21 protein-coding genes and 1 tRNA gene are annotated in these 21,940 nt (G+C 57.4%); 12 read left to right on the top strand and 10 right to left on the bottom strand.

Going from position 1 to position 21,940, the window contains the following annotated elements:
- Window positions 1-101: 101 nt before the first annotated feature.
- The 7 genes from VEV40_RS16915 (at window position 102) to VEV40_RS16885 (ending at window position 6,661) form a co-directional block, all read left to right on the top strand.
- Window positions 102-187 (top strand) — tRNA-Leu (locus tag VEV40_RS16915).
- Window positions 188-227: 40 nt separating this feature from the next.
- Window positions 228-539: a DUF3467 domain-containing protein gene (locus VEV40_RS16910; protein ID WP_324834019.1), complete on the top strand. Its 312-nt coding sequence runs from the start codon at window positions 228-230 to the stop codon at window positions 537-539.
- 60 nt (window positions 540-599) lie between these two features.
- Window positions 600-2,156: an ArnT family glycosyltransferase gene (locus tag VEV40_RS16905; protein WP_324834018.1), complete on the top strand. Its 1,557-nt coding sequence runs from the start codon at window positions 600-602 to the stop codon at window positions 2,154-2,156.
- A 1-nt stretch (window position 2,157) separates the two neighbouring features.
- A complete protein-coding gene (locus VEV40_RS16900; protein WP_324834017.1) occupies window positions 2,158-3,837 on the top strand; it encodes a tetratricopeptide repeat protein in 1,680 nt (559 codons plus the stop codon).
- A complete protein-coding gene (locus VEV40_RS16895) occupies window positions 3,834-5,159 on the top strand; it encodes a nodulation protein NfeD (protein ID WP_324834015.1) in 1,326 nt (441 codons plus the stop codon). Before VEV40_RS16900 ends, VEV40_RS16895 begins: the two co-directional genes overlap by 4 nt.
- 54 nt (window positions 5,160-5,213) lie before the next feature.
- A complete protein-coding gene (locus tag VEV40_RS16890; RefSeq protein WP_324834014.1) occupies window positions 5,214-5,999 on the top strand; it encodes a slipin family protein in 786 nt (261 codons plus the stop codon).
- The gene (locus tag VEV40_RS16885; RefSeq protein WP_324834012.1) at window positions 5,996-6,661 is read left to right on the top strand and encodes an SPOR domain-containing protein; all 666 of its coding nucleotides are present in this window, start codon (window positions 5,996-5,998) and stop codon (window positions 6,659-6,661) included. Before VEV40_RS16890 ends, VEV40_RS16885 begins: the two co-directional genes overlap by 4 nt.
- An 11-nt stretch (window positions 6,662-6,672) precedes the next feature.
- Here VEV40_RS16885 and VEV40_RS16880 read toward each other — a convergent pair whose 3' ends face one another.
- From VEV40_RS16880 to VEV40_RS16840, 9 genes are all read right to left on the bottom strand, one after another.
- Window positions 6,673-7,398: a lysophospholipid acyltransferase family protein gene (locus VEV40_RS16880; protein ID WP_324834011.1), complete on the bottom strand. Its 726-nt coding sequence runs from the start codon at window positions 7,396-7,398 to the stop codon at window positions 6,673-6,675.
- 3 nt (window positions 7,399-7,401) lie between these two features.
- Complete coding sequence (mpl, locus tag VEV40_RS16875) at window positions 7,402-8,832, bottom strand: UDP-N-acetylmuramate:L-alanyl-gamma-D-glutamyl-meso-diaminopimelate ligase (RefSeq protein WP_324834010.1); 1,431 nt, start codon at window positions 8,830-8,832, stop codon at window positions 7,402-7,404.
- Between the two features lie 2 nt (window positions 8,833-8,834).
- The gene (locus VEV40_RS16870; RefSeq protein ID WP_324834008.1) at window positions 8,835-9,761 is read right to left on the bottom strand and encodes an LD-carboxypeptidase; all 927 of its coding nucleotides are present in this window, start codon (window positions 9,759-9,761) and stop codon (window positions 8,835-8,837) included.
- Window positions 9,755-10,567: a diaminopimelate epimerase gene (dapF, locus tag VEV40_RS16865; protein WP_324834006.1), complete on the bottom strand. Its 813-nt coding sequence runs from the start codon at window positions 10,565-10,567 to the stop codon at window positions 9,755-9,757. Before dapF ends, VEV40_RS16870 begins: the two co-directional genes overlap by 7 nt.
- Window positions 10,564-11,292 carry an MgtC/SapB family protein gene (locus tag VEV40_RS16860; RefSeq protein WP_324834004.1) on the bottom strand — a complete coding sequence of 243 codons (729 nt, stop codon included), beginning with the start codon at window positions 11,290-11,292 and terminating at the stop codon, window positions 10,564-10,566. Before VEV40_RS16860 ends, dapF begins: the two co-directional genes overlap by 4 nt.
- Before the next feature lie 21 nt (window positions 11,293-11,313).
- Complete coding sequence (locus VEV40_RS16855; RefSeq protein ID WP_324834002.1) at window positions 11,314-12,858, bottom strand: glycosyltransferase family 39 protein; 1,545 nt, start codon at window positions 12,856-12,858, stop codon at window positions 11,314-11,316.
- A gap of 43 nt (window positions 12,859-12,901) precedes the next feature.
- Window positions 12,902-13,837, bottom strand: a complete 936-nt coding sequence (locus VEV40_RS16850) for a PfkB family carbohydrate kinase (protein ID WP_324834000.1) — start codon at window positions 13,835-13,837, stop codon at window positions 12,902-12,904.
- Between the two features lie 14 nt (window positions 13,838-13,851).
- Complete coding sequence (locus tag VEV40_RS16845; RefSeq protein ID WP_324833999.1) at window positions 13,852-14,718, bottom strand: S-methyl-5'-thioadenosine phosphorylase; 867 nt, start codon at window positions 14,716-14,718, stop codon at window positions 13,852-13,854.
- Between the two features lie 261 nt (window positions 14,719-14,979).
- A complete protein-coding gene (locus VEV40_RS16840) occupies window positions 14,980-16,509 on the bottom strand; it encodes a hypothetical protein (protein ID WP_324833998.1) in 1,530 nt (509 codons plus the stop codon).
- A gap of 56 nt (window positions 16,510-16,565) precedes the next feature.
- Here VEV40_RS16840 and VEV40_RS16835 point away from each other — a divergent pair, with 56 nt between their 5' ends.
- The 5 genes from VEV40_RS16835 (at window position 16,566) to VEV40_RS16815 (ending at window position 20,952) form a co-directional block, all read left to right on the top strand.
- A complete protein-coding gene (locus tag VEV40_RS16835; RefSeq protein WP_324833997.1) occupies window positions 16,566-17,645 on the top strand; it encodes a folate-binding protein in 1,080 nt (359 codons plus the stop codon).
- Between the two features lie 14 nt (window positions 17,646-17,659).
- Complete coding sequence (locus VEV40_RS16830) at window positions 17,660-18,256, top strand: DUF1844 domain-containing protein (protein ID WP_324833995.1); 597 nt, start codon at window positions 17,660-17,662, stop codon at window positions 18,254-18,256.
- A gap of 143 nt (window positions 18,257-18,399) precedes the next feature.
- Complete coding sequence (locus VEV40_RS16825) at window positions 18,400-19,179, top strand: MBL fold metallo-hydrolase (protein WP_324833994.1); 780 nt, start codon at window positions 18,400-18,402, stop codon at window positions 19,177-19,179.
- 2 nt (window positions 19,180-19,181) lie between these two features.
- The gene (gene ribF, locus VEV40_RS16820) at window positions 19,182-20,141 is read left to right on the top strand and encodes a riboflavin biosynthesis protein RibF (protein WP_324833993.1); all 960 of its coding nucleotides are present in this window, start codon (window positions 19,182-19,184) and stop codon (window positions 20,139-20,141) included.
- 88 nt (window positions 20,142-20,229) lie between these two features.
- A complete protein-coding gene (locus tag VEV40_RS16815) occupies window positions 20,230-20,952 on the top strand; it encodes a hypothetical protein (protein ID WP_324833991.1) in 723 nt (240 codons plus the stop codon).
- A 121-nt stretch (window positions 20,953-21,073) separates the two neighbouring features.
- On the opposite strand, the gene VEV40_RS16810 is transcribed toward VEV40_RS16815, so the two are convergent.
- On the bottom strand, window positions 21,074-21,940 hold an 867-nt coding region (locus VEV40_RS16810; RefSeq protein WP_324833990.1), incomplete at its 5' end, for a Ku protein.

The raw sequence follows: 21,940 nt of genomic DNA, 5'->3' as shown, positions 1-21,940 counted from the left end.
CGTCAGATTGTTATCCTGCGAGTGGCGTTTACGTATAAAATGACTAGTTAAACCTTCGATCGAAAGTACCGTTTACGAGTTGTAAGTTATTGATGTCAGATGCGAAAGTGGCGGAATTGGCAGACGCACCAGGCTTAGGATCTGGCGGGTAATCCCCGTGGGGGTTCAAGTCCCCCCTTTCGCACCATCTCTCATCCCTCCCCGGAACGCGATACTCTGAAAGCATCATGAATTCCTCGCAGCAGCCCCAGCCCAAAATCAACCTCGCTCAATCCTCTGATTACCGCGAAAATTATGCGAACAGCGTGCAGGTGCGCGTCAGCGTGTGGGATTTCTTTCTCGCCTTCGGTATCGTGCATCAGGATTCGCCGGACGCGGTGACCATCGAAAACTCACAGGGCATCTATCTTAGCCCGCAGCAGGCAAAGGCCCTCTGGAACATCCTCGGCCAGAACATCTCGCAGTACGAGCAGGCTTTTGGGCCAATCGCGCTCGAACCTCATCATCCGCTGCCCATTCCGCAAGGACCGGTCCACTAGAACTTGCCGCGCAGCCACGCATCTCATCCAGAAAACCTGCCTCGGCTCTGGCTTATTTTTTTGGCGGTCTTCGCGGCAGTCCTGGCGGCACACCTGCCCCTGCTTCGGCTGCCGTATTACTGGGATGAAGCCGGATACTACATCCCGGCTGCGTATGACTTTTTCCGCACCGGATCGTTGATTCCCTATTCGACGCTCTCGAACGCGCACCCGCCTCTACCGTCGATTTATCTCGCTCTATGGTGGAAGCTGCTCGCTTTTGCGCCGTGGGTCACGCGTCTCGCCATGTGCGTGTTGTCTTCGCTGGCGCTGCTTGCCGTATATCAACTGGCCATCGCCACCACGCAAAAGCCAAGAGTCGCGATTGCCACTGCTGTGCTGACGGCAATCTATCCAGTCTGGTTTGCGCAAAGCTCGCTCGCACATGCGGACATGTTTGCCGCCGCCGCAACGTTATGGGCCATCGTTTTTTTTCTTGAAGAAAGGCTGTGTCTTACCGCCCTATGCTTTTCGCTCGCAGCGCTCTCCAAGGAGACGGCCATCGTCACACCAATTGCTCTGGCAGTATGGCAGGCTTGGCTGGCCTTCGCGCCTAGAAGATGGAAGCCGGCCAGCGAAGTTTTCCGGCACTCGCGTTTGGCAAAGGCCGGAACTCTGCTGTTACCAGTTCTGCCGCTCGCCTGCTGGTACATCTATCACTGGCATCGAACCGGCTTCGTCTTCGGCAACCCCGAGTATCTGCGCTACAACGCCACCGCCACGCTCACCCCGTTGCGCGTCCTGCTGGCTTTTGCCCATCGCGTCATGCACATCGCCGTGCACATGAACATGTTCGTGCCAGTACTCTCGATGCTCGCCTGCATGATGCTTCCGCCGGTGGATGGCAGAAAGCGCATCTCCATCAACAACCAGTTACTGTTTTACGTCATTATTCTGGCGAACCTGCTTTTTTTCTCTGTCCTGGGTGGAGCGCTGCTCACTCGCTATCTTCTGCCGCTTTATCCCCTGGTGCTGCTGGTGTGTGTCAATACCTTCTATCGGAGACTGCGGCAGTGGCACTGGCTTATTGCTTTGAGTGCCGTTGCCTTTGTCGCCGGACTCTTCGTCAATCCACCTTACCGTTTTGCGCCGGAAGACAACCTGGCCTATCGCGATGTAATTCTGCTGCACGAGGCCGCTATTCGCCAGATAGAAGCCCACTATCCTGATGCGACTGTCCTGAGCGCATGGCCGGCAACCGACGAGTTAAGCAAGCCGGAACTCGGCTACGTCAAAGCGTCGATGCAGATTGCAAGCATCGACAACTTTTCGCTGCTGCAAATTGAAAAAGCGGCGCAACTCTCCGATCCGTATACGGTCGGACTGATCTTCTCGACGAAATACGACCCTCCACACCTGCCCTTCAACCTCGGCCGCCGTAACGAGACCCTCGATGCGCGCTTTTTCGATTTCCACCGTGACCTTCCGCCGGAGATCATAGCTCACCTGCTTGGCGGCAAGGTTGTATGGAGGGCCGCACGCCAGGGACAATGGGCGGCGGTGCTCCACTTTGATCATCCGCAGCTGGCCATGCAAACACAGGACGGCCTGCTGCCGCTTCACTATAATCAGCCTTGAAGTGCGCCTTCTGACCCCAATACGCTCCATCGTTTGCGGCCCGCTGCTCGCCGCTGTACTAGTATTCGCGCAGCAGCCGATCACCTCGCAATCTCGGCCCGCCGCTCCAGCCTCGGCCACCACTCAGTCTGTCGCGCATGGACGACTGCTCCTCGTGCTCCCATTTGAAAACCACACGGGACAGCCTAGCCTCAACTGGATCGGCCAGGCATTCCCGGAGATATTCAACCGACGGCTCGCTTCAGCGGGCTTCCTGCCGATCAGCCGCACCGATCTCATGTATGCATATGACCACCTCGGATTACCGGACAATTTCCAGCCGTCGCGCGCCGGCGCAATCCGCCTGGCCCAGATGCTTGACGCCGATTATGTCGTCTTTGGCACTTACACCACGACAGGCGCTACGCTCAATACAACTGCGCAGGTACTCGATGTTACCGGTCTTAAGCTTGGTGCGCAGATTAACAATCAGTCTGAATCGACCCACCTGCTGGATACGCTGAACAGCCTTGCGTGGCAGGTAACGCGGCAACTTGACCCGGCATACGCGGTCGCTGAACAGACATTCATCGCCGCCGATCCTGACCTCCATCTCGACGCGTTTGAACAGTACGTTCGCGGATTGACGGAAAGCTCCATGGATGAACGCATTCGGCATCTTCGCGAAGCTGTCCGTCTCAGCCCGCAGTTCAATCCGGCATGGCTTGCCTTGGGCAAAGCCTACTTCGCCCAGCAGAATTTTGATCTTGCCGCATCTACGCTCGGCCATCTTTCGAAAGACGACCCTAACGCCCTCGAAGCCGACTTCTACCGTGGATTGTCGTTTTTCTACACCGGCAAATATATGGAAGCCGAAGACGCCTTCGCTTTCGACTCAACACGTCTGCCGCTCCCTGAAGTTGTCAACAATCAGGGAGTCTCTGCCGCCCGGCGCGGCAAAGATGCGGGAGCGCTCTTCCAGCAAGCTGTTACCGCCGATCCGAATGACGCCGATTATCACTTCAATCTCTCCCTAGCGCTTCGCCGCCGAGGCGATATCGCCGGAGCAGTCCGCGAAATCGATCAGGCCGTAAAGTTGCGGCCGCGTGATACGGAAGCCGCAAACCTGGCCGCAACCTTGCACAACGAACAGCAAAATCCCGCTTCTGCCGCTAAGATGAATGCGTCTCTAAGCACCGTCCAGAATGCCCAGGACAATGCCGACAAGGGCCCGTTGGAACGCATCAAGCGCAGTTACAATGAAGCCAGCTTCCGGCAGGCCGCCTTTGAGATGGAAGAGCTGCAGACTGCGCGGCTCAGTGCGCTTCCAGCGGGCCAGCGCGCGGCGGCTCTCACCAAAGAAGGCACGCAGTTCTTCAACCGCGGCCTGATTCTCGAAGCTGAACGTGAATTCCAGGCGGCACTCGCCGCCGACCCATCCTCCGCTGCCGCCCACGCCGGCCTTGCCCAGGTGCGCGAACGGAGCAATGACCTTGATGCGGCCCGGCAGGAGGCGCAGAAGTCCCTCCAGTTACAGCCCAATGTGACCGCGCATCTTGTACTGGCCCGAATGGACTTGCAGGCGAACCAGCTAAGCTCCGCAGCCGGTGAAGTGAGCCAGGCACTCCAGATTGAACCTGCGAATGCCAACGCGCTCGGGATGAAGCAGGCGATCGCGCAGCGAGGACGGCAAGTCCCATGACCAGCTTACGGCGCAGCGTGATGCTCTTTCTTGCCTGCGTCGCGGCATTGCTTCCAAGCTGCCCGCTGCGGGCGTCGGATACACAGACGTCGCACGTTGTTCTCCTGCGTCTGTACGATACGATCCAACCCATCAGCGAGCAGTACATTAGCCGAGGCATCCGGCGCGCCGCTGACACCCATGCCGATGCTGTGCTCATCGAACTCAACACGCCTGGCGGCCTGCTCGATTCCACCCGTGACATCGTGCACGACATTCTCGCCTCGCCATCACCGGTAATCGTCTACGTTGCGCCTTCGGGTAGCCGTGCTGGCTCGGCAGGCTTCTTTATCCTCGAATCGGCTGACATTGCGGCAATGGCTCCCGGAACAAACGCCGGAGCTGCTCACCCCGTCCTCATGGGCGGAACAGCCGATGCGGTCATGAAGCAGAAGATCGAGAACGACGCGACCGCATTTCTCCGCTCGTATGTGGCCCGCCGCAACCGCAATACTGACGCTGCTCAGGACGCCGTACTCAACTCCAAGTCCTACACCGAGAGTGAAGCCCAGAAGCTGAAACTCATCGACGTGATTGCGCCCAGTAATACCGCGCTACTGGACGCCATTGATGGCCGCACTGTAACGCGCTTCGATGGCTCAACCGTAACGCTGCACACTCGCAACGCACACATCGTTCCCGTAGATACGACACTGCGCGAAAACATCCTCGACCGGCTCATGGATCCGAACCTCGCCGTGCTCATTCTTGTCGTCGGCGGCCTGCTCATCTATCTCGAATTCAATTCACCCGGCACCATTATTCCCGGCGCGCTGGGAACGCTTCTGGTCCTGCTCGCGCTCTTCGCGCTTAATCTGCTCCCCGTCCGCTATACATCGATGATGTTGCTGATCGCGGCGCTGGTGCTCATGCTTCTCGAAGCGAAATTCGGCGCACACGGAATCCTTGCCGGTGCAGGTGTTGTCTGCCTCGTCTTCGGCACGCTCACGCTGGTCGCAGGCCCTATCCCTGAACTACGCGTGAGCATCGCAACTGCTGTGGGAACAGGCATTGCCTTCGGCGCGATTACCACTTTCCTTGTTCGTATCGCCTTCCGCGCACGACGAAACAAAGTCCTCACTGGCCCGCAAGCCCTAGTCGGCTCCATCGCAATTGCCCAGCAGCCTCTCGATCCGCGCGGCCAGGTTATGGTGCACGGTGAGTTGTGGTTCGCCGAATCTCCTGCGCCTGTTTCACCTGGAGAACGAGTGCGCGTGCGCGCCGTACGGGAGCTTACTCTGTTGGTAGAGCGGATTCCCGACGGCCATCCAACCATCGTTTAAGCAGGCTTTCCGCAATACCGATGCGGTACAATCGCACCTCAGTGAGGCGTATATATGGGAATTCCGGGCCTGATAGTTATTGCAGTCATTGTTCTTTATCTGCTGAACTCCATTAAGATCCTGCGCGAATACGAACGCGGAGTCATTTTCCGCCTTGGCCGCGCTCTGCCTCAACCCAAAGGTCCCGGCATCATCCTCGTCTTCCGCCCCTTTGATCAAATCGTCCGCGTCTCTCTGCGGCAGGAAGTCCTCGAGGTGCCGCCGCAGGACGTCATCACTCGCGACAACGTCACCATCAAGGTCAACGCCGTCATCACACTACGCGTGCTCGACCCGGCTAAGGCAGTCATTGAAGTCGCCAATTACGTCTACCAGACTTCACAGTTCGCGCAAACCACTTTGCGCTCCGTGCTCGGCGAAGTAGAGCTCGATGGTCTGCTCTCGCATCGCGACGTGCTCAACCAGCGCATCCAGGCCATCATTGACCAGCGCACGGAGCCATGGGGCGTGAAGGTCGTAAGCGTCGAAGTAAAGCAGGTTGATCTTCCGGATCAGATGCTGCGCGCCATGGCCAAACAGGCTGAGGCCGAGCGCGAAAAGCGCTCAAAAATCATCAATGCCGAGGGCGAATTCAGCGCCGCCCAGCGCCTTGTGGATGCCGCAAATCTTCTTGCAGAACAGCCGATCACTTTACAGTTAAAATATCTACAGACACTCACAGACATAGGCACCGAGAAGAACACTACTGTGATTTTCCCGCTGCCAATGGAACTGCTCTCGCTCCTGCAGAAGCTCGCCCCCCCCGCAGCCTCTGCGCCAAAGCCTGAGGAACCGCAATGAAGACCGCAACAGAACACTTAGTCGAAAACGATTCAGAAATAACCCTAAGCGCTACGACACTGCTCGGCATCTTTTTCGGATTGGTGCTCGTATGTGGTGTCTTTTTCGGCTTTGGCTATTCCACCGGGCGTCGTGGCGAAGCGCCGAGCGCCAACGTGCCTCCCACCAGCGCATCTGATTCAACCTCGGCGCTGGCCACATCGCATACGCCCAAGCCCTCAGCAATGGAGAGCCTGCAGCCTGCCAATAGCAGCACGCCCGACCCAAATGCCATCACGGAGTCCCTCGACGAGGACTCGACACCTGACAACGCTCCGAGCCAAACATCGGCTCCTGCGGTGAAGCCAACGGCGCTCACTCCGGCCCCAGCAGCAAAGCCGGTTGCGGCTTTACCCGCTTCAGTACCGCCATCGACGATGAACGCAACTCCAATGGCCTCAAGAGGCGGATCAGTGATGGTGCAGATCGCCGCCGTAACACGTCCCGAAGACGCGAACGCGCTGGCCACTGCCCTCCGTCAGCGTGGATACAACGTCGTGGTACGCAATGAGTCGCAGGACAAGTTGTTGCACGTTCAGGTTGGCCCCTTCGCCTCACGCGACGACGCAGCCGCTATGCGCTCAAAGCTTCTCGCCGACGGCTACAACGCAATTCTGAAATAGTAATCAGCACTCTATTCATTGGGATCGTTGCCGCGCATCCATTCCGGCAGACTCGACGCAATAGATTGTCGCACTGCGGCCATCAAGTCTTCGCGCGTCGCATAATCGCGCGGCCATAGTGGAGCGTGAAAAACGACATGCGCAGTACCCGGCGTGATGCGTATACTGCCCTTCTGCATCATGTTTTCCGTGCCCCAGATTGAGATCGGAACTACGGGGTTGTTCGTTTCCATCGCCAGATAGAACGGCCCTTTCTTGAACGGCAGCAATTTCCCGTCGCGCGAGCGCGTACCCTCCACAAACGACGTAATGTGCAGCCCGGATTCCATCATTCGCCGCGCCTGCTCGACGCTTTGTTTCGCGCTCTCCACGCGGCCATCGCGGTCGACAGGAATGAAATCCCCCAATTGCATCGCATAACCGAGTACCGGGATCTTCATCAGCGACCGTTTCAGGAAAATCGAAGTCCGCCCCGGAAGCAGTGGCAGCAGCACCGGCGGATCAAGATTGGAAACGTGATTTGACATGAAAATATAGCGCTGCTGAGGATCAAGCTGTTCACGGCCGCATACATCAATGCGAATCCCGCCAACTTTCACGCCAGTGTTCGCAATCCACATGGCCCATTTGTAAAGAAAGGAAATATCGCGGCGCAGCAGTGTCCAAGGAACGCCAATCAAAGCTGCTGGGAAGCCCATGACCAGATAGAAAAAAACAATGACGGTTGTCGAAAACATGGCTTACGAGCGCACCAGAGCCCTTTGCTCCAGTCGCTGCGGCAACTTTTCATAAATACCGTCAAAGCCGCCATTGGAAAGGATCGCCACCACATCGCCTGCGCCTAGTTCCGGCGCAATGGCTTCAACAATCGCATCGGCATTGGGAAGAAGAGCCGCATCTTTACCCGCTTGCTTCAGACCCTCTACAAGCGCCTCGGGCTGCAACCGCTCGCTCTCGGGAATGCTCTCCAGCTTATAGACTCCCGCCAGCACGATCCAGTCGGCAAGCGAGAGGCTATCAATCAATTCGCGCTCAAAAACATTCCGTCGCAGCGTGTTCGAGCGCGGTTCAAGAACGGCCCACAGGCGCGCACCGGGATAAGCGCCGCGAAGCGCCTTCAGCGTTTCACGAATCGCCGTCGGATGATGCGCGAAATCGTCAATGATGGTTACGCCATCTACAACCGCACGCACCTCAAGCCTGCGCTTCACGCTCTCAAACGTTGCCAGAGCTTCTGCGATTGCCGCATCTTCCACTCCCTGTCCTGCCGCAAGCGCCGCGGCAGCCGTGGCGTTCAGCGCATTGTGCTCACCCGCCATCGGAAGCTCCAACTCAGCCCAAGAATCCCCCTTGCGGAGAATTTTCCATATGCTGCGCCCATCACGAAATCGCAAATCATCAATGTGCCAGTCGGATTCTGGAGCGAATCCGTAACGCTCAACGGCACAGAATGCTTTACTCACGCATTCCGAAACATTCGCAGATCCATCAAACGCAACGACGCGCCCGCGTTGCGGAACTAGGTTCACCAGACGCTTGAATGCGGTCTTCACCTGATCCAGATCGCGGTAGATATCGGCATGGTCGAACTCCACATGCGTCAGAATCAACGCATCCGGAAAGTAGTGCATGAACTTCGGGCCTTTGTCGAAGAAGGCGGTGTCATACTCGTCGCCTTCCAAAATGAACGGCCTCGTCTCGCGAAGCTGAAAGCTCGTCTTGAAATTCTCCGCCACGCCACCAATCAGAAATGACGGCGCAAGTTCTCGGTGCTTGCGCGAGGCTACTTCATAAATCCAAGCCAGCATACTCGTCGTCGTTGTCTTCCCATGCGTCCCGGCAATCACAAGTGATTCGCGCCCGGTCAGGAATTCTGCATGAATCAGCTCCGCCAGCGAGGTAAACGGGATGCGCTGATCAAGCACATATTCAAGCTCCACATTGCCGCGCGACATCGCATTGCCCACGATCACCAGATCAGGATGCGGCGTTAGATTCTCCGCGGAAAACGGCTGCGCAACAGGAATTTTCAACTTGCGCAATAAATCAGACATCGGCGGATAAGCCGCCTGGTCCGAGCCAGTCACACGATGCCCTTTTAATTGCAAAAGTCCAGCCAGCGACGCCATCGCCGTCCCGCAAATTCCGATCAAATGAATATGTTTCTGCATCCTCAATCGACCTGCACCGCCGGCTCCAGATAACGCAGCACCGGCTCATACTCCAGAATCAGTTCCGCCTCAATCCCAAACGGCAACGTCACATTGCTTCGCGACACATGCCCCGACTGCAACCCAATCGCAATAGGCCCGTCAAACCAGTCCAGCACGCGCAAAATAACCTGCTCCAACAACTCTGGCCCAGTTCCCGGCGAAACGCACTCCAGCATCTCGCCAAAAATGAATCCGGACACGCCATCAAACTTTCCACCAAGCATCATCTGCCGCAGCATCCGGTCCATCTGATAGGGCTTCGCACCCACATCTTCCAGAAACAGCAGTTTGCCTTCTGTCTGCGGCGCAAAGCGTGTTCCCAGCGACGCAGTCAGAATGCTTAGACACCCGCCATACATCACACCCTGCGCATGCCCCGGTCTCAGAATTCGCAATCCCTCTGGAGTCCCAACCGCAACTGCTTCGCCATCGAGCGCTGCATCAAAGCTCACGTCGTGGACACCGTCGTCTACGGCAAAGTCGGCAGCCACCATCGGCCCGTGAAAGGAAACCAACCCAAGCTGATCGAGAAACCAGGTCTGCAGCGCCGTCATGTCGCTGTACCCGAACAGCGGCTTTGGATTGTCGCGAATCAGATCAAGATCAATATCTTCCAGCAAATAATTCGATCCGTAACCGCCACGCGTGCAAAATATGGCCTGCACCTGCGGATCGGCAAAAGCGGCATGAAGATCAGCCAGCCGCTGCATCGCCGTCCCTGAAAAATAAGGCGACTGCCGGCCCTGCGCATACTTACCGAACTCTGCGTCATAACCGCGCGCGCGAAGCGCCTCGATGCCGCGAGCCAACCGCTCCGGTTTTGACGAACTAGCCGGAGCAATCACTGCAACCCGCGCATCCGGCGCAACCGCTGGCGGCTTCAGCATCCAAAAGCCTCGCCCGTGGCAATAAACTCTGCAGGCCCGGTAAGCAGAATCTCGCTTTCACCCCCATGCCATACTACTTGTTGCTCGCCGCCCGGCGCGCGCACCAGCAAATGTTCGGCACCGCTACGATGGGAGATCGTCGCAACAGCGCTCGCGCAAGTCCCCGTTCCTGATGAAGTCGTCGGTCCAACGCCTCGCTCGAAAATGCGGATCTCGATGGAATTTGTATCTACCACACGCACAAATTCGACATTTGTCTGCTCGGGAAAATCAGGATGGAAGCATATCTCGCGGCCAATCTCCTGCCACTTGCGTCCGTGCAGTGTAAATGAGCCATCCTCCACAAAAATCACGAAATGAGGGTTGCCTGTTGAAACAGCAACCCCCTCAATCACGTCATCAATAAGCCTCACTGCACGCAAATCAAATCGCGGCACGCCCATCTGCGAGGCAACCTGAAAGCGGTCTCCGCTTGCTTCCACGATGCGGCACTTACGTGGACCTGCATCAGTTTCCAAAACGACATTGTCGCCGGAACCAAGTTTCTTCTCGTGCGCCATCCATGCGGCCACGCATCGCGTGCCATTGCCGGAAATTTCAGCGACCGAGCCGTCGGCATTAAAGAGACGAATCCTGCCCGAACGCTCGCCCGTCCATTCCAGATATTCGACGCCGTCTGCACCAACCCCGGTATTTCGGGCACACAACTTTACAGCAACCTCACGCTGCTGCTTGGGATTTACTTCTGCTGCATTCACAATCAGAAAATCGTTGCCGCAGGCGTGAGCCTTTACAAAGCGAATCAATCATCCTCCGGGTCGCGGAAAGTCAGTACTTCATCAATAGCGGGGGCTGCGTTCAAGGCCTTCAGCAGCTTGTCATGGCCACTACGCGAAGTTGATAGAGAAAAACACAGACGGCTCAATGCACCGATGCTTTGTTGTTCCAGTGAAACCAATCGATGCTTCGCGCGGTCCATCGCATTCAGAATAGACAGCGACATCTTCTCCGAGTCGCCGCCGCGCACTTCATAAATCACGGAATATATTTTGAGGTTTGCATAGCGCTCCAGAACGCCCACCCCCTCAAGCGCAACCAGCACCAGCAAAGCAGCAAACACAGCGGGAATGTAAAGCCCCGCGCCACACGCCATTCCAATCGAAGCTACTGCCCATACCGTCGCCGCGCTGGTCAGCCCGCTTACGCGATCGTGATTGCGTATGATCAGCCCCGCGCCGAGAAATCCAATGCCCTGCACGATATTCGAAGCGATCTGGCCTTTGTTGGTGCTTCCTTGCCCGGCAACCACAGCGGAAAGAAATGTGAAGAGAGCGGCGCCGAAACATATCAGCAGATTCGTTCGCACACCCGATGGCTTATGGTGATACTCGCGGTCAATGCCGATCATGCCGCCGAGAAATGCCGCCAGCAGCAGGCGTCCTGCCGCGCCGCCAGTGAGCACGGCTTCCTCCAGGCCATTGAAGCTCAGCATGTGGCCGGGTTCGTCGAAGATAAAGAGCATCGGTGTCATCGCTGTTTGAGCGTGATGCTATCACTTTGCCAGATAAATACGTGCACAGGGTTGACCGGTGGAACAAATTACGTCAACCAGTGTCAGCCCTTCGGGATGCGCCGCCACAGCGCGCGCTACCGCATCGCCCTCGGTCGTCACCACAATGGCCGCCGACTGCGCCGGATGCTGCAGCGCTCCAGGCCACTGGTAGTAGTCGCCCTCATTGATCGTGCGCTTCAGAGGAATTCCCGCCCGCTGCAATGCGCCCGGATGCTCCGACGTATACATCAGAATCATGCCCTGCCGCGGCAGCGCGTCCAGCGCCTCGGCCAATGACTGCTCAAAGGGAATCCGTGTACGCGAATTGTTAACAGCTTCCTGCAGCACCAGCGGACGTGCCCGCATCAGCGCAATGCTGTCCGCAACAATTAATACCGCCGCAAGCAGAACAACCCCACTATCCGATCGTGGCCATAGCTTCGCTGTGAGTTCAGTGCATTGAGCGACAAAGAACGCCAGAAACAGCGCAAAAACCGGAATCATCTCCATGCCATAGCGCACGTTATACCAGGAGTGCGGCCACCACAGTGGAATGAAGATCGGCACCGACCCATAGGCAATGGAATAGGCGTAAAACGGCAGCGGTATCCACAACAGCAGGGCAGCGGCAATCTGCTTTCGGCGCTCTCGCCACACGGCAATTGCAGTCCCTACAACCGAAAGCCATAGCAGCAGATCTCCCCAGCGAAGAGGAGCGGCTCCCATTTCCGCCGTCTTCAGAAAATAAAGCGATGCCACACGCATACTGTGCCAGCCCGGATAATGAGGCGATCCCGGCCTTGTGGTCCGAATATCAATCGCCCTGGCGGAATAGGGACCGCGCATAAAATCCAGCGGGTCGCCAAATTGCTTCGCGTTGTAAGCCAGCCACAACAATGGAGCGGCAAGCAATAACACAGTGAACAGTGCAAAAGCCCCGCCTACGTGCTCGCGCAGATGCCGCCGCATTTCCCACGCCACCACCAGCCATGCAAATGCGGCATAGATCCATCCGTCATATCGCGTAAACACCGCGCACACCAGTACCAGCCCCGCCGCAACCAGAAGGCGCGAAGCCCTTCTCTGCTCATCGGCTTTCAGCGCGCGCCCATGCTCCGCGATCAGCAGTGCGCTCCAGATCATCTCGGCAAGAAAGAGCGGCTCAGTCATCGCGGTTGTTTGCATGTAGAGAAGGCCAGGGTTCAGCGCATAGATCATCGCGGCGATGATCGCAGCCGCAGGATGCAGCCACATCCTCGCGAGCCGGTAGATGCCAATGCATCCCAACACATAACAGGCCATCGAAGGCCACGCCCCTGCCAGCCCGGATTGCCACCATGACATCTTCTGCACGAACGGCAGCAGCAGCAGGTGCGACAGCGGCAGCCAGACGGAGCCAAGCTGCCGGAAACCCGGATTCAACGAATCAAAAATGCGCCGCGCTATCGCCAGATGAGCAACCGCGTCGCCATACAGCAGCAACATACCACGCGGTAGGCAGTATGCGAGCGCAAGCAGTGACAACGCGAGGGCCACACAGGCCACCAGCCATGTCTCCTGCCGAAGCGACGGTGTTGAGTTTTCCGGTTCAGTCAAGATGCGACAACTCGCGGAACAGCGCGAAGCGTTGATCAATTTCCTCGCGCGTCAATGCCTGCAGCCGCTCGGTACCGAAGCGCTCCACTGCAAACGATCCCATGACACCGCCATAAAACATCGCGCGCTTGAATGCAGCCGGAGTGACTTCCTTCTGCGATGCCAAATAGCCAAAGAACCCTCCGGCAAAGGAGTCGCCCGCGCCGGTCGGATCGACCACTTCGCTCAATGGCAGCGCCGGCGCGCGGAATGGCAGAGCAATATGTTTCCCCTCGTCCAGAAACAGCCGATTGCCAAAGAACGCCGTAGCGCCGTACTCGCCGTGTTTCACAATGAGGCTCTTAGGGCCCGACGCCAAAATTTTCTCCGCTGCGCGCACCAGATTGGCGTCCTTCGCCAGCAGCTTGGCTTCGCCATCGTTGATCAGCAGTCCATCCAGCCCCGTCAGCACCTTCTCCAGGTTCTCGCGATGATCGTTGATCCAATAGTTCATCGTATCGCCGCAAACCATCCGCACGCGCGGCATCTGCTTGCGGACATTTTCCTGCAGCACCGGATCGATGTTTGCCAGAAAAAGAAATTCCGAGTCGGTGTACTCTGTGGGGACCTTTGGCGAAAACGTCTGAAACACATTCAACTGCGTTTCCTGTGTCTGCGCTTCATTCAGGTTCTTCATGTAGGACCCGCGCCAGAAGAAGCTCTTGCCGGACACATGCTCAATCCCTCGCGTGTCCACGCCGCGCCGCTTCAGTACATCTTCTTCAGCAGCGGTAAAGTCCTCGCCGACTACCGCAATCACGCGCACATCGGTGAAATAACTCGCGGCCAGAGAAAAATACGTCGCCGCCCCGCCCAGGCAGCGCTCCGCGTGACCTGAAGGAGTCTCAATACTGTCGAACGCAACACTTCCCACTACCAGAATCGCCATCGTTGTTCCTGTCTTTATTTGTTGAGATATTTGCCTATGAGCAGATCGAGCCGCTCACGCGTCTCAGCCGGAATTGCCGCCGGATTTGTCAGAATCGCATATTGCAGCGCCGAACCGCACGCGCAGGTGCGTTCTTTGGGCATGGCGGCAACCGCCGCGCGTACCACCTTCGCTGCATTGGCGGCGTTCTTATTCAACACCGCCACAATCTGGTCCACCGTTACGGCATCGTGGCCTTCGTGCCAGCAGTCGTAGTCGGTCACCATGGCCATGGTCGCATAGCAAATTTCCGCCTCGCGCGCCAGTTTAGCTTCCTGCAGATTGGTCATGCCGATCACGTCCGCGCTCCAGCTGCGATACAGGTTCGACTCGGCACGGGTCGAGAACTGCGGCCCTTCCATGCAGACATACGTTCCGCCGGTCTTACCAACCACATCAGACGCGACGCACGCATCAGCAATCGCCTTCGCGACCGTCGCACATACCGGATCGCCAAAGGCGACATGCCCGACAATGCCATTACCGAAAAAAGTGGACTCGCGGTGAAAGGTCCGGTCAATGAACTGGTCGGGAACGACGAGGTCGGTAGGCTTGTGCTCTTCCTTTAGCGATCCGACTGCGGAAACGGAAACAATCCGCTCCACCCCCAGCTTTTTCATCCCATAGATATTCGCGCGAAAATTCAGCTCTGTGGGCAGCAGCTTGTGACCGCGCCCATGCCGGGCCAAAAAGACCACCTTGCGTCCTTCAAGATCGCCCAAAATAAATGCGTCGCTTGGCTCGCCAAATGGCGTCGATACGCGCTCCTCGCGTGTGTTGGTCAGGCCGGGCATGGAGTAAAGCCCGCTGCCCCCGATGATTCCGATTTCTGCTTGCTGCAAACTGAACTCCGCCGGATAAATGATTGAAAATAGTGCGAAAGGTCAGTATAAATGCAGCTCTCTGGAGATCACGTTACCCCTTCCCCCATTTTGTACGAGGATCCTTTATTTTGTGCAACTTACAGTCATAATTCTGTACGGAGATCCTTTATTTTCAATCATTTACATAGACGACAAAAGGCATGACCGAGGCCATGCCTTTTCAAGCTTTCAATTTGACTATAGCAGCGGTGTCAACCCCCCTTGATTAAGGCCATCGATTCAATGCGGCACGCCAGCCCGCATCAGGCCGCAGGTGGCAAAAAAGTGCACCAAACTGGCATTTAACTCAAGATTGTGGTGCGAATGCAACGGATAAGACTTAAGTTTCGCCGCCTCGTCGGCTTCGTCATTCGCCTGCGCGCCCATCACCAGAAAGGCCAGCTTACGCGCGGTCGTCAAGTCGAAGCTCTCGCTCGCAAAAACCATCCGGCCATTCGTGGTCAGCACCACCGGCCCTTCACTCGTGTTGTAGATCTGCTCGGTCCTGTCGGCCTCGTCATTCGTGTCCCGCATTACGTTGGAATACTTCTTTCCTAACTCATCGGCATACATCCGAGTAAAGGCCTGGGCGGCCTGCGGTGATTTCCATTGCGACAGATAAAAGAGCGCCACTGATGCGGTCGAATTTTTCTCCGCCTCCGTCTTCGCCTTCTTGCTTTGCACCGCATAGTAGATCCCGCCATCCCATGCCGGAGTTAGCGCCGACGACAGCTCTTGGCCGCCGAAGAGCTCTGTCAACATACGGACATCCAGCTGCCCCATCACGCCAATATCGTAAGGCTCATAATTTGCATCCAGCAGCGGATGCACGTCCGGCATCTGCAAAACAGGCACCTTGCGCCGGTGCAAATAGGCACGCGGGTTCATAATTTCGTAACTTGAATTTGGCGGACGGTCCAGCACTCCGGCAAACGCGCCAGCCTGCCCTTCGTCCTTCAGCACTGTCTGCTCAAACTTCAGCCCGTCCTGATAAGGAAACAGTATCGATTCCTTTAGCACCAGCGGCGCGCGCGCCAGCACCGGCGAATCCGATGTGTCGCTCGCATCCGCTACGTTGTCCACAATGTCCGGAGCTGTCAGCAGGCTCTTGCCGGAAGGCGCGAGCGCGTAATCCAGATAGACAGCCATGGCCTGGCCTTCCAGCACGGCCTCGCGCGCTGTGTCAGACTCGTCCGTGCTGATGTGCTGGTTGTCTTCCTTTACATTTCGCGAAATGTCATCGCTGGTATCGTCTTCCCATTTATCCAGATCAACATGCTGGTCCTGCAACGCGTGCGTCAGCTCATGCGCCAGCACCGGCTTCTGCGTGTCCGGAGTCGCCCAGTCCAGCAGGTTCACTGTCTTTGTTTTGCTGTCGTAATACGCCTCAATCTGTTCCGTGAGCAGCTGCAACAAAAACGGACGCAGTTGAAAGTCCCGGTCCAGCAGACCGAACTTCTTCAGCACAATCTCCGAGCGCTCCATGCGCTTTGCGTCCTTGTCATCATTCATTTTTTCGACAAGATACTTCTGCACCGCCTCGCGCGTCGTCAGCTTACGCTTCACTTCATGCTTAATCGGCAGCTTCGTGTCATTGGAGGCAAATTTCAGGATCACGCCGACAGAATTAAACAGCTCTTTGGCCTGCGCCGGGGTGATATGCATGTCCTGCGGCGTGGCTTTTGGAACGGTCGCGCTGGTCGGGGCCTGGGCCGCGCACATTCCCACCAGTACCGCCATTACCAGAGCTAAGTTCTTTGCCGTCTTCATTTCTGGCGTCCTTCCCATCTCCAACCCGGCCTCACATCCAACGCTATAATCTTCTTATGAACGAAACGCCGCAAATTGACGAAGCCGGACTCACGCCGTTGGCCACGCTCATCTCCGCTCTCGACCTTCAGATGCATCTCGGACGGATCTCACCTCGTGTCTTCACTGAAACCGAGTCCGAGTTGGCCGCACTGCTGCATTCCGCCGCCGTCTACGATCTCGGATATCTCACGCGCATTCGCATTACCGGAGAAGACCGCGTCCGCTGGCTCAATGGCATGGTCACCAACACCGTGCAGGCGCTTCCTCAAGGTTACGGCAACTATACCCTGATTTTGAACGCGCAGGGTCGAATACAGGGCGACGGATATGTCTACAGGGCCGCTGACCACATTCTCTTTGAAACCGACCGTGCTCAAGCGCCGCGTCTCCTCGCCCACCTCGACCATTTCATCATCATGGACGACGTTGAGCTACTTGAGTTAGACGCAGAAACCACGACTCTCGGTTTGGCCGGCCCTCAAGCTCCGGGGATCCTGGAATCCCTCAATCTGCCCATCCCGGAAACGATGGGCTTTGTCACCGCTGAACTGCAAGGCATCCCGATTACCATCGTTAACGCCTACAGCGTGCTCGTTCCTCGATTCGAGATTTGGCTTGACGCGAAAGATATTGCCGAGGTCTGGCGCATCCTCACCGAAGTCGGCGCAACCCTGGCAGGCTTCGCCGCGCTCGAATCTCTTCGCATCCTCGAAGCCACGCCGCTTTACGGTGTTGATATGGGCGACCGTTATCTGCCGCAGGAGACCAACCTGACCCGCGCGCTCAACTTCAACAAGGGCTGCTATCTCGGGCAGGAAATTGTCGAGCGCATCCGCTCACGCGCCACCGTCCATCGTACTCTGCACCAGTTCGAGCTGAACGGCCCATTGCCCGCGCCCGGAGCCGAGCTTCGCGCTGAAGGCGACGACAAAGCCATCGGCGGACTCACCAGCGCCGCGCACTATGCGCTCCCCGGCCTGCCGCGGACTTTTGCGATAGGCATGGTTCGCATTGAAGCGCTGGAGCGCAAAGCCGTCATCACATACCCGGGAGGACAGGCCGTGCCGCTCGACGCCCCTCCCGCACTTCCCTGAAGAGAAAAGGACCCATGGAAGAGAAACCACCAGCATTTACCGTCACCGACCGCCGCAAGTTCACTGAGGAAGGGGATCGACGCGACGAAACAGCCGACGCAGCCGAGCAGGAATCCACGGCCGAGCGCTCCGACTCATCGGCGCGCGTCATCAACTTCCCTAAACCGGAAACAGTGAAACCCGCTGAACCGGCACAACCTGCACAACCTGCGGAAGAGCCGGCAGGGCCGTCAGCAAAGGAGTCTGCCGATCAGCATGCCGCCTATCAGCAGTCTTCGAGCGAGATTGACAACATGCTGCGACAGGCCGATCCCGGCACCACTGCCACGCAGGAAGTGACCTTCGAGCACGTCATCCAGTCCATCTATCTCTCCGCCATTATGGCCATGGGCGCGGGCACAGAGCAGGGACAGCAGCCGCGCATTGACATCGTAGGCGCGCGCCAGAGCATCGACATGCTCGCGGTTCTACAGGAAAAGACGAAGGGCAATCTGACCGATAAAGAACAGCAGTTGTTACAAAATGCCCTCTTCGACCTGCGCATGATGTTCGTCGAAATCACCAATGCCATCGCGAAATCGGCCCAACAACCGCCGCCAAAGAAGAAGTGACTGCTCTATTCGAATTGCTGTCATCCTGACGCTGAACGGAGTGAAGCGGAAGGATCTGTTTTCACAACCTGTAACAAAGGGTGCCCCATCCTTTCGCGTAGTTTGCCAAAGGATGGGAGACCGCAACTCTCAACTAAGACCAAATGCAAGCCACTCTCACCATCCTCGGAAGCGGAACCTCCATGGGCGTTCCCACGCTCGGATGCGAATGCCGCGTCTGCACGTCGCCTGATCCGCGCGACCGCCGCACACGCGCATCTGCCGCCATTCAGTGGGACGGCCACTGCATCCTCATCGACACCGGTCCTGACTTTCGCGAGCAGGCCATGCGCGAGAAGGTCCGCAGCATCGACGCGGTCCTCTACACGCACGCCCACGCCGACCACATCCTCGGCCTCGATGACCTGCGCCCACTCACCTTCCACCACCCCAACGGACACATGCCGCTCTACGCCGACGAAGCCAGCGCGCGCACCATCGAAAAGGTCTTCGACTACACCTTCTCCACCGAATCCAAATACCCCACGCGCGCTCGCGTCAAAATGCACCGTATCGAAGGCCACGAGTCTGTCGCCATTCATGGGGCCAGCTTTCAGCGTGTGCCTTTAATTCACGGTGAACAGGAAGTAGCCGGCTTCCGCTTCGGCAGAGCCGCCTATCTCACGGACATGAATGCGATTCCCGATGCCAGCCTGCCTCTGCTCGAAAATCTCGACGTCGTCATCATCGATGCACTGCGCAAGAAATCGCATCCCAGCCACGCCAATATCGACGAGGCCATAAAGTGGATTGGAGTCCTGAAGCCGCGCCGCGTCTGGTTTACCCACATGTCGCACGATCTCCACCACGCCGATACCGAAAGAGAACTGCCGCCACACATCCGCCTCGCCTATGACGGCCTGCGCATCGCCTTCGAGCTATAGCCATGCAAATCTTCCGCGCGCTCGACCAGATACCCGCCAGCTATGGCCCAACTGTCATTGCCATCGGTAACTTCGATGGCGTTCACTGCGGTCATCGCTGGATCATCGAGAACGCCCGCAACCGCGCCCGTTCGCTCGGAGCAAAGTGCATCGCCGTCACGTTTGACCCGCATCCCGTCCGCATTCTGCGCCCTGAAGTTGCGCCGCTCCTGATCACCACCATGCCCGAGCGCCTGCGGCTCCTGGCGGAAACAGGTCTCGACGCAACCGTCGTCCTGCCCTTTACCGAAGAGTTTTCCCACACCCCGGCCGAGTCCTTCGCGCGCGACATCCTGCGCGATGGCCTTCACGCTGTTGAAGTTCACGAAGGAGACAGCTTCCGATTCGGCTACCAAGCCCGGGCCGGAATTCGCGAACTCATTCAACTGGGCGAAAAGCTAGGCTTTGGCGTGGTCGCGCACCACGCGCGATCTGTGCGCGGACTGTCGGTTTCCAGCAGCCAGATACGCCAGCGCATTGCTGCAGGAGACGTTACCGCCGCCCGCGTCCTGCTTGGCCGCCCATTCTCCATCCTCTCGACACCGGCGCGCGGACGCGGCATTGGCTCTGAGCAGACCGTACCCACCATCAACCTCGCACCCTACCAGGAATTGCTGCCTGCCAACGGCGTCTATATCACCCGGATGAAAATTGGCGAAGGGTCCGACGCTCGGGTCTTCAATGCAGCAACCAACGTGGGCAATCGTCCGACCTTTGGTGCGGACTCGTTCGCCGTCGAATCCCATCTCCTGGATTTCCGCCCCATGCCTCTAACTGAGAGCACGCCCCTCGAACTCACTTTCCTCAAGCGCATCCGCGAAGAGAAACGTTTTCCCTCCCCAGAAACGCTCAAGACACAAATCCTGCGTGACGTGGCCCACGCCACCCGCTATTTTCACCTTATGCGAATAATGCAACGATAACCGGATCTCTGTACTGACTTGCCAACCCTCCTCTTCCGTGGTTAAGCTTCGGTGTTTTGGTGAAGGTTCTTCCGTCAAGGAGACCCGAATGCTCAGAAAACTGTTCTTCCCCTCACTTGCTTTCACCGCACTTGCCCTGATGGCGTTTACCTCTTCAGCCCAGCAAAGAAATTCCGACATCGAACGCTTTGATGCTTACGGCGGCTTCGCCTACTTCACAACGCCCGACCTTAACCTCGATGAGCATGGTTTTCATTTCCAGGCGGGATACAACCTGACCCACTCGATGGCTCTCGGATTCGACTACTCGAACGTAACCGGGCACAACTCGCTTACGCCAAATCTGCTCACCTTGTCGGGCCAGCTCCAGGTCCAGACTGCGCTCAATGACCTGGCCCTTGCGGGCCTCCTCCCACCCGGCTATCAGCTTTCTGTGCCTACCGGCGCAAGCACGCAAACCTTTGCCGCCGGACCGGAGTTGACTATCCGGCACTTCGTTCCGGTAACTTTCTTCGTGCGCCCTGACCTCGGCGCCATTCGCGAGGTCGCCCGCCTGCACCCTGCCGACCCCATTGCGGCGCTCATTGTCCAGGGACTCGCTCCATCCGGAACAAAAATAAGTTGGGCCAGCTTCTACGGCTTCGGCGGCGGCATGGACTGGAACGCATCGAAGCACCTGGCCCTGCGCGTACAGGTTGACGAGGTCTACAACCACCTCTTCAACGACCTGCTCAAGGACGCGCGTTGGACTACCCGGCTTTCTATTGGTCCGGCCTTTCGTTTTGGCGGCCCGATCCCGGAAAAGAAGTAGTCTCGATGGGATTGTCATCCTGATCGAAGTCATTGATAGCAATGGAGAAGCGGAAAGCCTATCCTGAGCGAAGCCGAAAGCGGACCTGCGGCTTGATTCGTCTGCAAGTTATAAAGAACTGCTAACTGGCCTTCTTTTTCCGCCCGCCCATCTTCACCGCCGTCTCGCGCTGCGGGGCCTTCTTGCCGCCAGCTTCTTCCTGCTGCTCCATACTTTTCTTCAGAGCGTCCATAAGGTTGATGACAGGGGCCAGCCGCTTCTTGGGATGCTTTTCTGACTTCGGCGCCATGCCGGCTTCCTTCTGCTCGACCAGAGCTTCTACCCGCGCCTGATATTCGTCTTTGTATTGATCCAGATTGAACTTTCCCGTCAACTGCTTCATGAACTGCTCGGCGAGATCGACTTCCGCCTTCTGCAGCTTCAGGTCCTCGCCATCGTGCCCATATTCAGCAATCTCGCGGACTTCAGCGGGATAGTAAAGCGTATGCAGCACCAGTCCCTGGTCATAAGGGCGGATCATCACAATCTGCTCGCGCTGGTGCAGCGTGATTTTGGCGATTGCGCCCAGTTTTAGCTGCTGCATTCCCTGCTGAATCAGGGCATAGGCGCGGCGGCCCGGGTCCTCGGGAACGGTGTAGTACGAGGTCTGGTAATAGATGGGGTCAACATCGCCCAGCTTGACGAACTGCTGAATCTCCATCGATTCCGAAGATTCGGCTTCCAGAGTCTTCAGTTCGTCTTCGGACACGAGCACATAGGTGTCTTTATCAACTTGATACCCCTTGGCTATTTCGCTGCGCTCGACCACGCGCTCGTCGTAGGGGCAGTAGAGCTGCTGCTTTACCCTGTGCCCGCATTCCTTGTGGATTTGGTTGAAGCTGACATGCTCCTCGCGTGCCGCGACAAACAGGCGGATGGGCACTGAAATCAGCCCGAACGAGACATAACCTTTCCAAACCGTAGACGCCATAGAGAGAAACCTCAGCCC

Source organism: Alloacidobacterium sp. (assembly GCF_035631355.1).
Taxonomy (GTDB): Bacteria; Acidobacteriota; Terriglobia; order Terriglobales; family Acidobacteriaceae; genus Alloacidobacterium.
This window is presented reverse-complemented; position numbering and strand designations above follow the sequence as displayed.

What these genes read in the sequence shown, in the direction of transcription:
- VEV40_RS16840 (WP_324833998.1), bottom strand. Translation starts at nt 16,509, where the DNA reads ATGAAGACGGCAAAGAACTTAGCTCTGGTAATGGCGGTACTGGTGGGA.
- VEV40_RS16815 (WP_324833991.1), top strand. Translation starts at nt 20,230, where the DNA reads ATGCTCAGAAAACTGTTCTTCCCCTCACTTGCTTTCACCGCACTTGCC.
- VEV40_RS16890 (WP_324834014.1), top strand. Translation starts at nt 5,214, where the DNA reads ATGGGAATTCCGGGCCTGATAGTTATTGCAGTCATTGTTCTTTATCTG.
- VEV40_RS16835 (WP_324833997.1), top strand. Translation starts at nt 16,566, where the DNA reads ATGAACGAAACGCCGCAAATTGACGAAGCCGGACTCACGCCGTTGGCC.
- VEV40_RS16870 (WP_324834008.1), bottom strand. Translation starts at nt 9,761, where the DNA reads ATGCTGAAGCCGCCAGCGGTTGCGCCGGATGCGCGGGTTGCAGTGATT.
- VEV40_RS16850 (WP_324834000.1), bottom strand. Translation starts at nt 13,837, where the DNA reads ATGGCGATTCTGGTAGTGGGAAGTGTTGCGTTCGACAGTATTGAGACT.
- mpl (WP_324834010.1), bottom strand. Translation starts at nt 8,832, where the DNA reads ATGCAGAAACATATTCATTTGATCGGAATTTGCGGGACGGCGATGGCG.
- VEV40_RS16880 (WP_324834011.1), bottom strand. Translation starts at nt 7,398, where the DNA reads ATGTTTTCGACAACCGTCATTGTTTTTTTCTATCTGGTCATGGGCTTC.
- VEV40_RS16825 (WP_324833994.1), top strand. Translation starts at nt 18,400, where the DNA reads ATGCAAGCCACTCTCACCATCCTCGGAAGCGGAACCTCCATGGGCGTT.
- VEV40_RS16885 (WP_324834012.1), top strand. Translation starts at nt 5,996, where the DNA reads ATGAAGACCGCAACAGAACACTTAGTCGAAAACGATTCAGAAATAACC.
- VEV40_RS16830 (WP_324833995.1), top strand. Translation starts at nt 17,660, where the DNA reads ATGGAAGAGAAACCACCAGCATTTACCGTCACCGACCGCCGCAAGTTC.
- VEV40_RS16860 (WP_324834004.1), bottom strand. Translation starts at nt 11,292, where the DNA reads ATGACACCGATGCTCTTTATCTTCGACGAACCCGGCCACATGCTGAGC.
- ribF (WP_324833993.1), top strand. Translation starts at nt 19,182, where the DNA reads ATGCAAATCTTCCGCGCGCTCGACCAGATACCCGCCAGCTATGGCCCA.
- VEV40_RS16910 (WP_324834019.1), top strand. Translation starts at nt 228, where the DNA reads ATGAATTCCTCGCAGCAGCCCCAGCCCAAAATCAACCTCGCTCAATCC.
- VEV40_RS16895 (WP_324834015.1), top strand. Translation starts at nt 3,834, where the DNA reads ATGACCAGCTTACGGCGCAGCGTGATGCTCTTTCTTGCCTGCGTCGCG.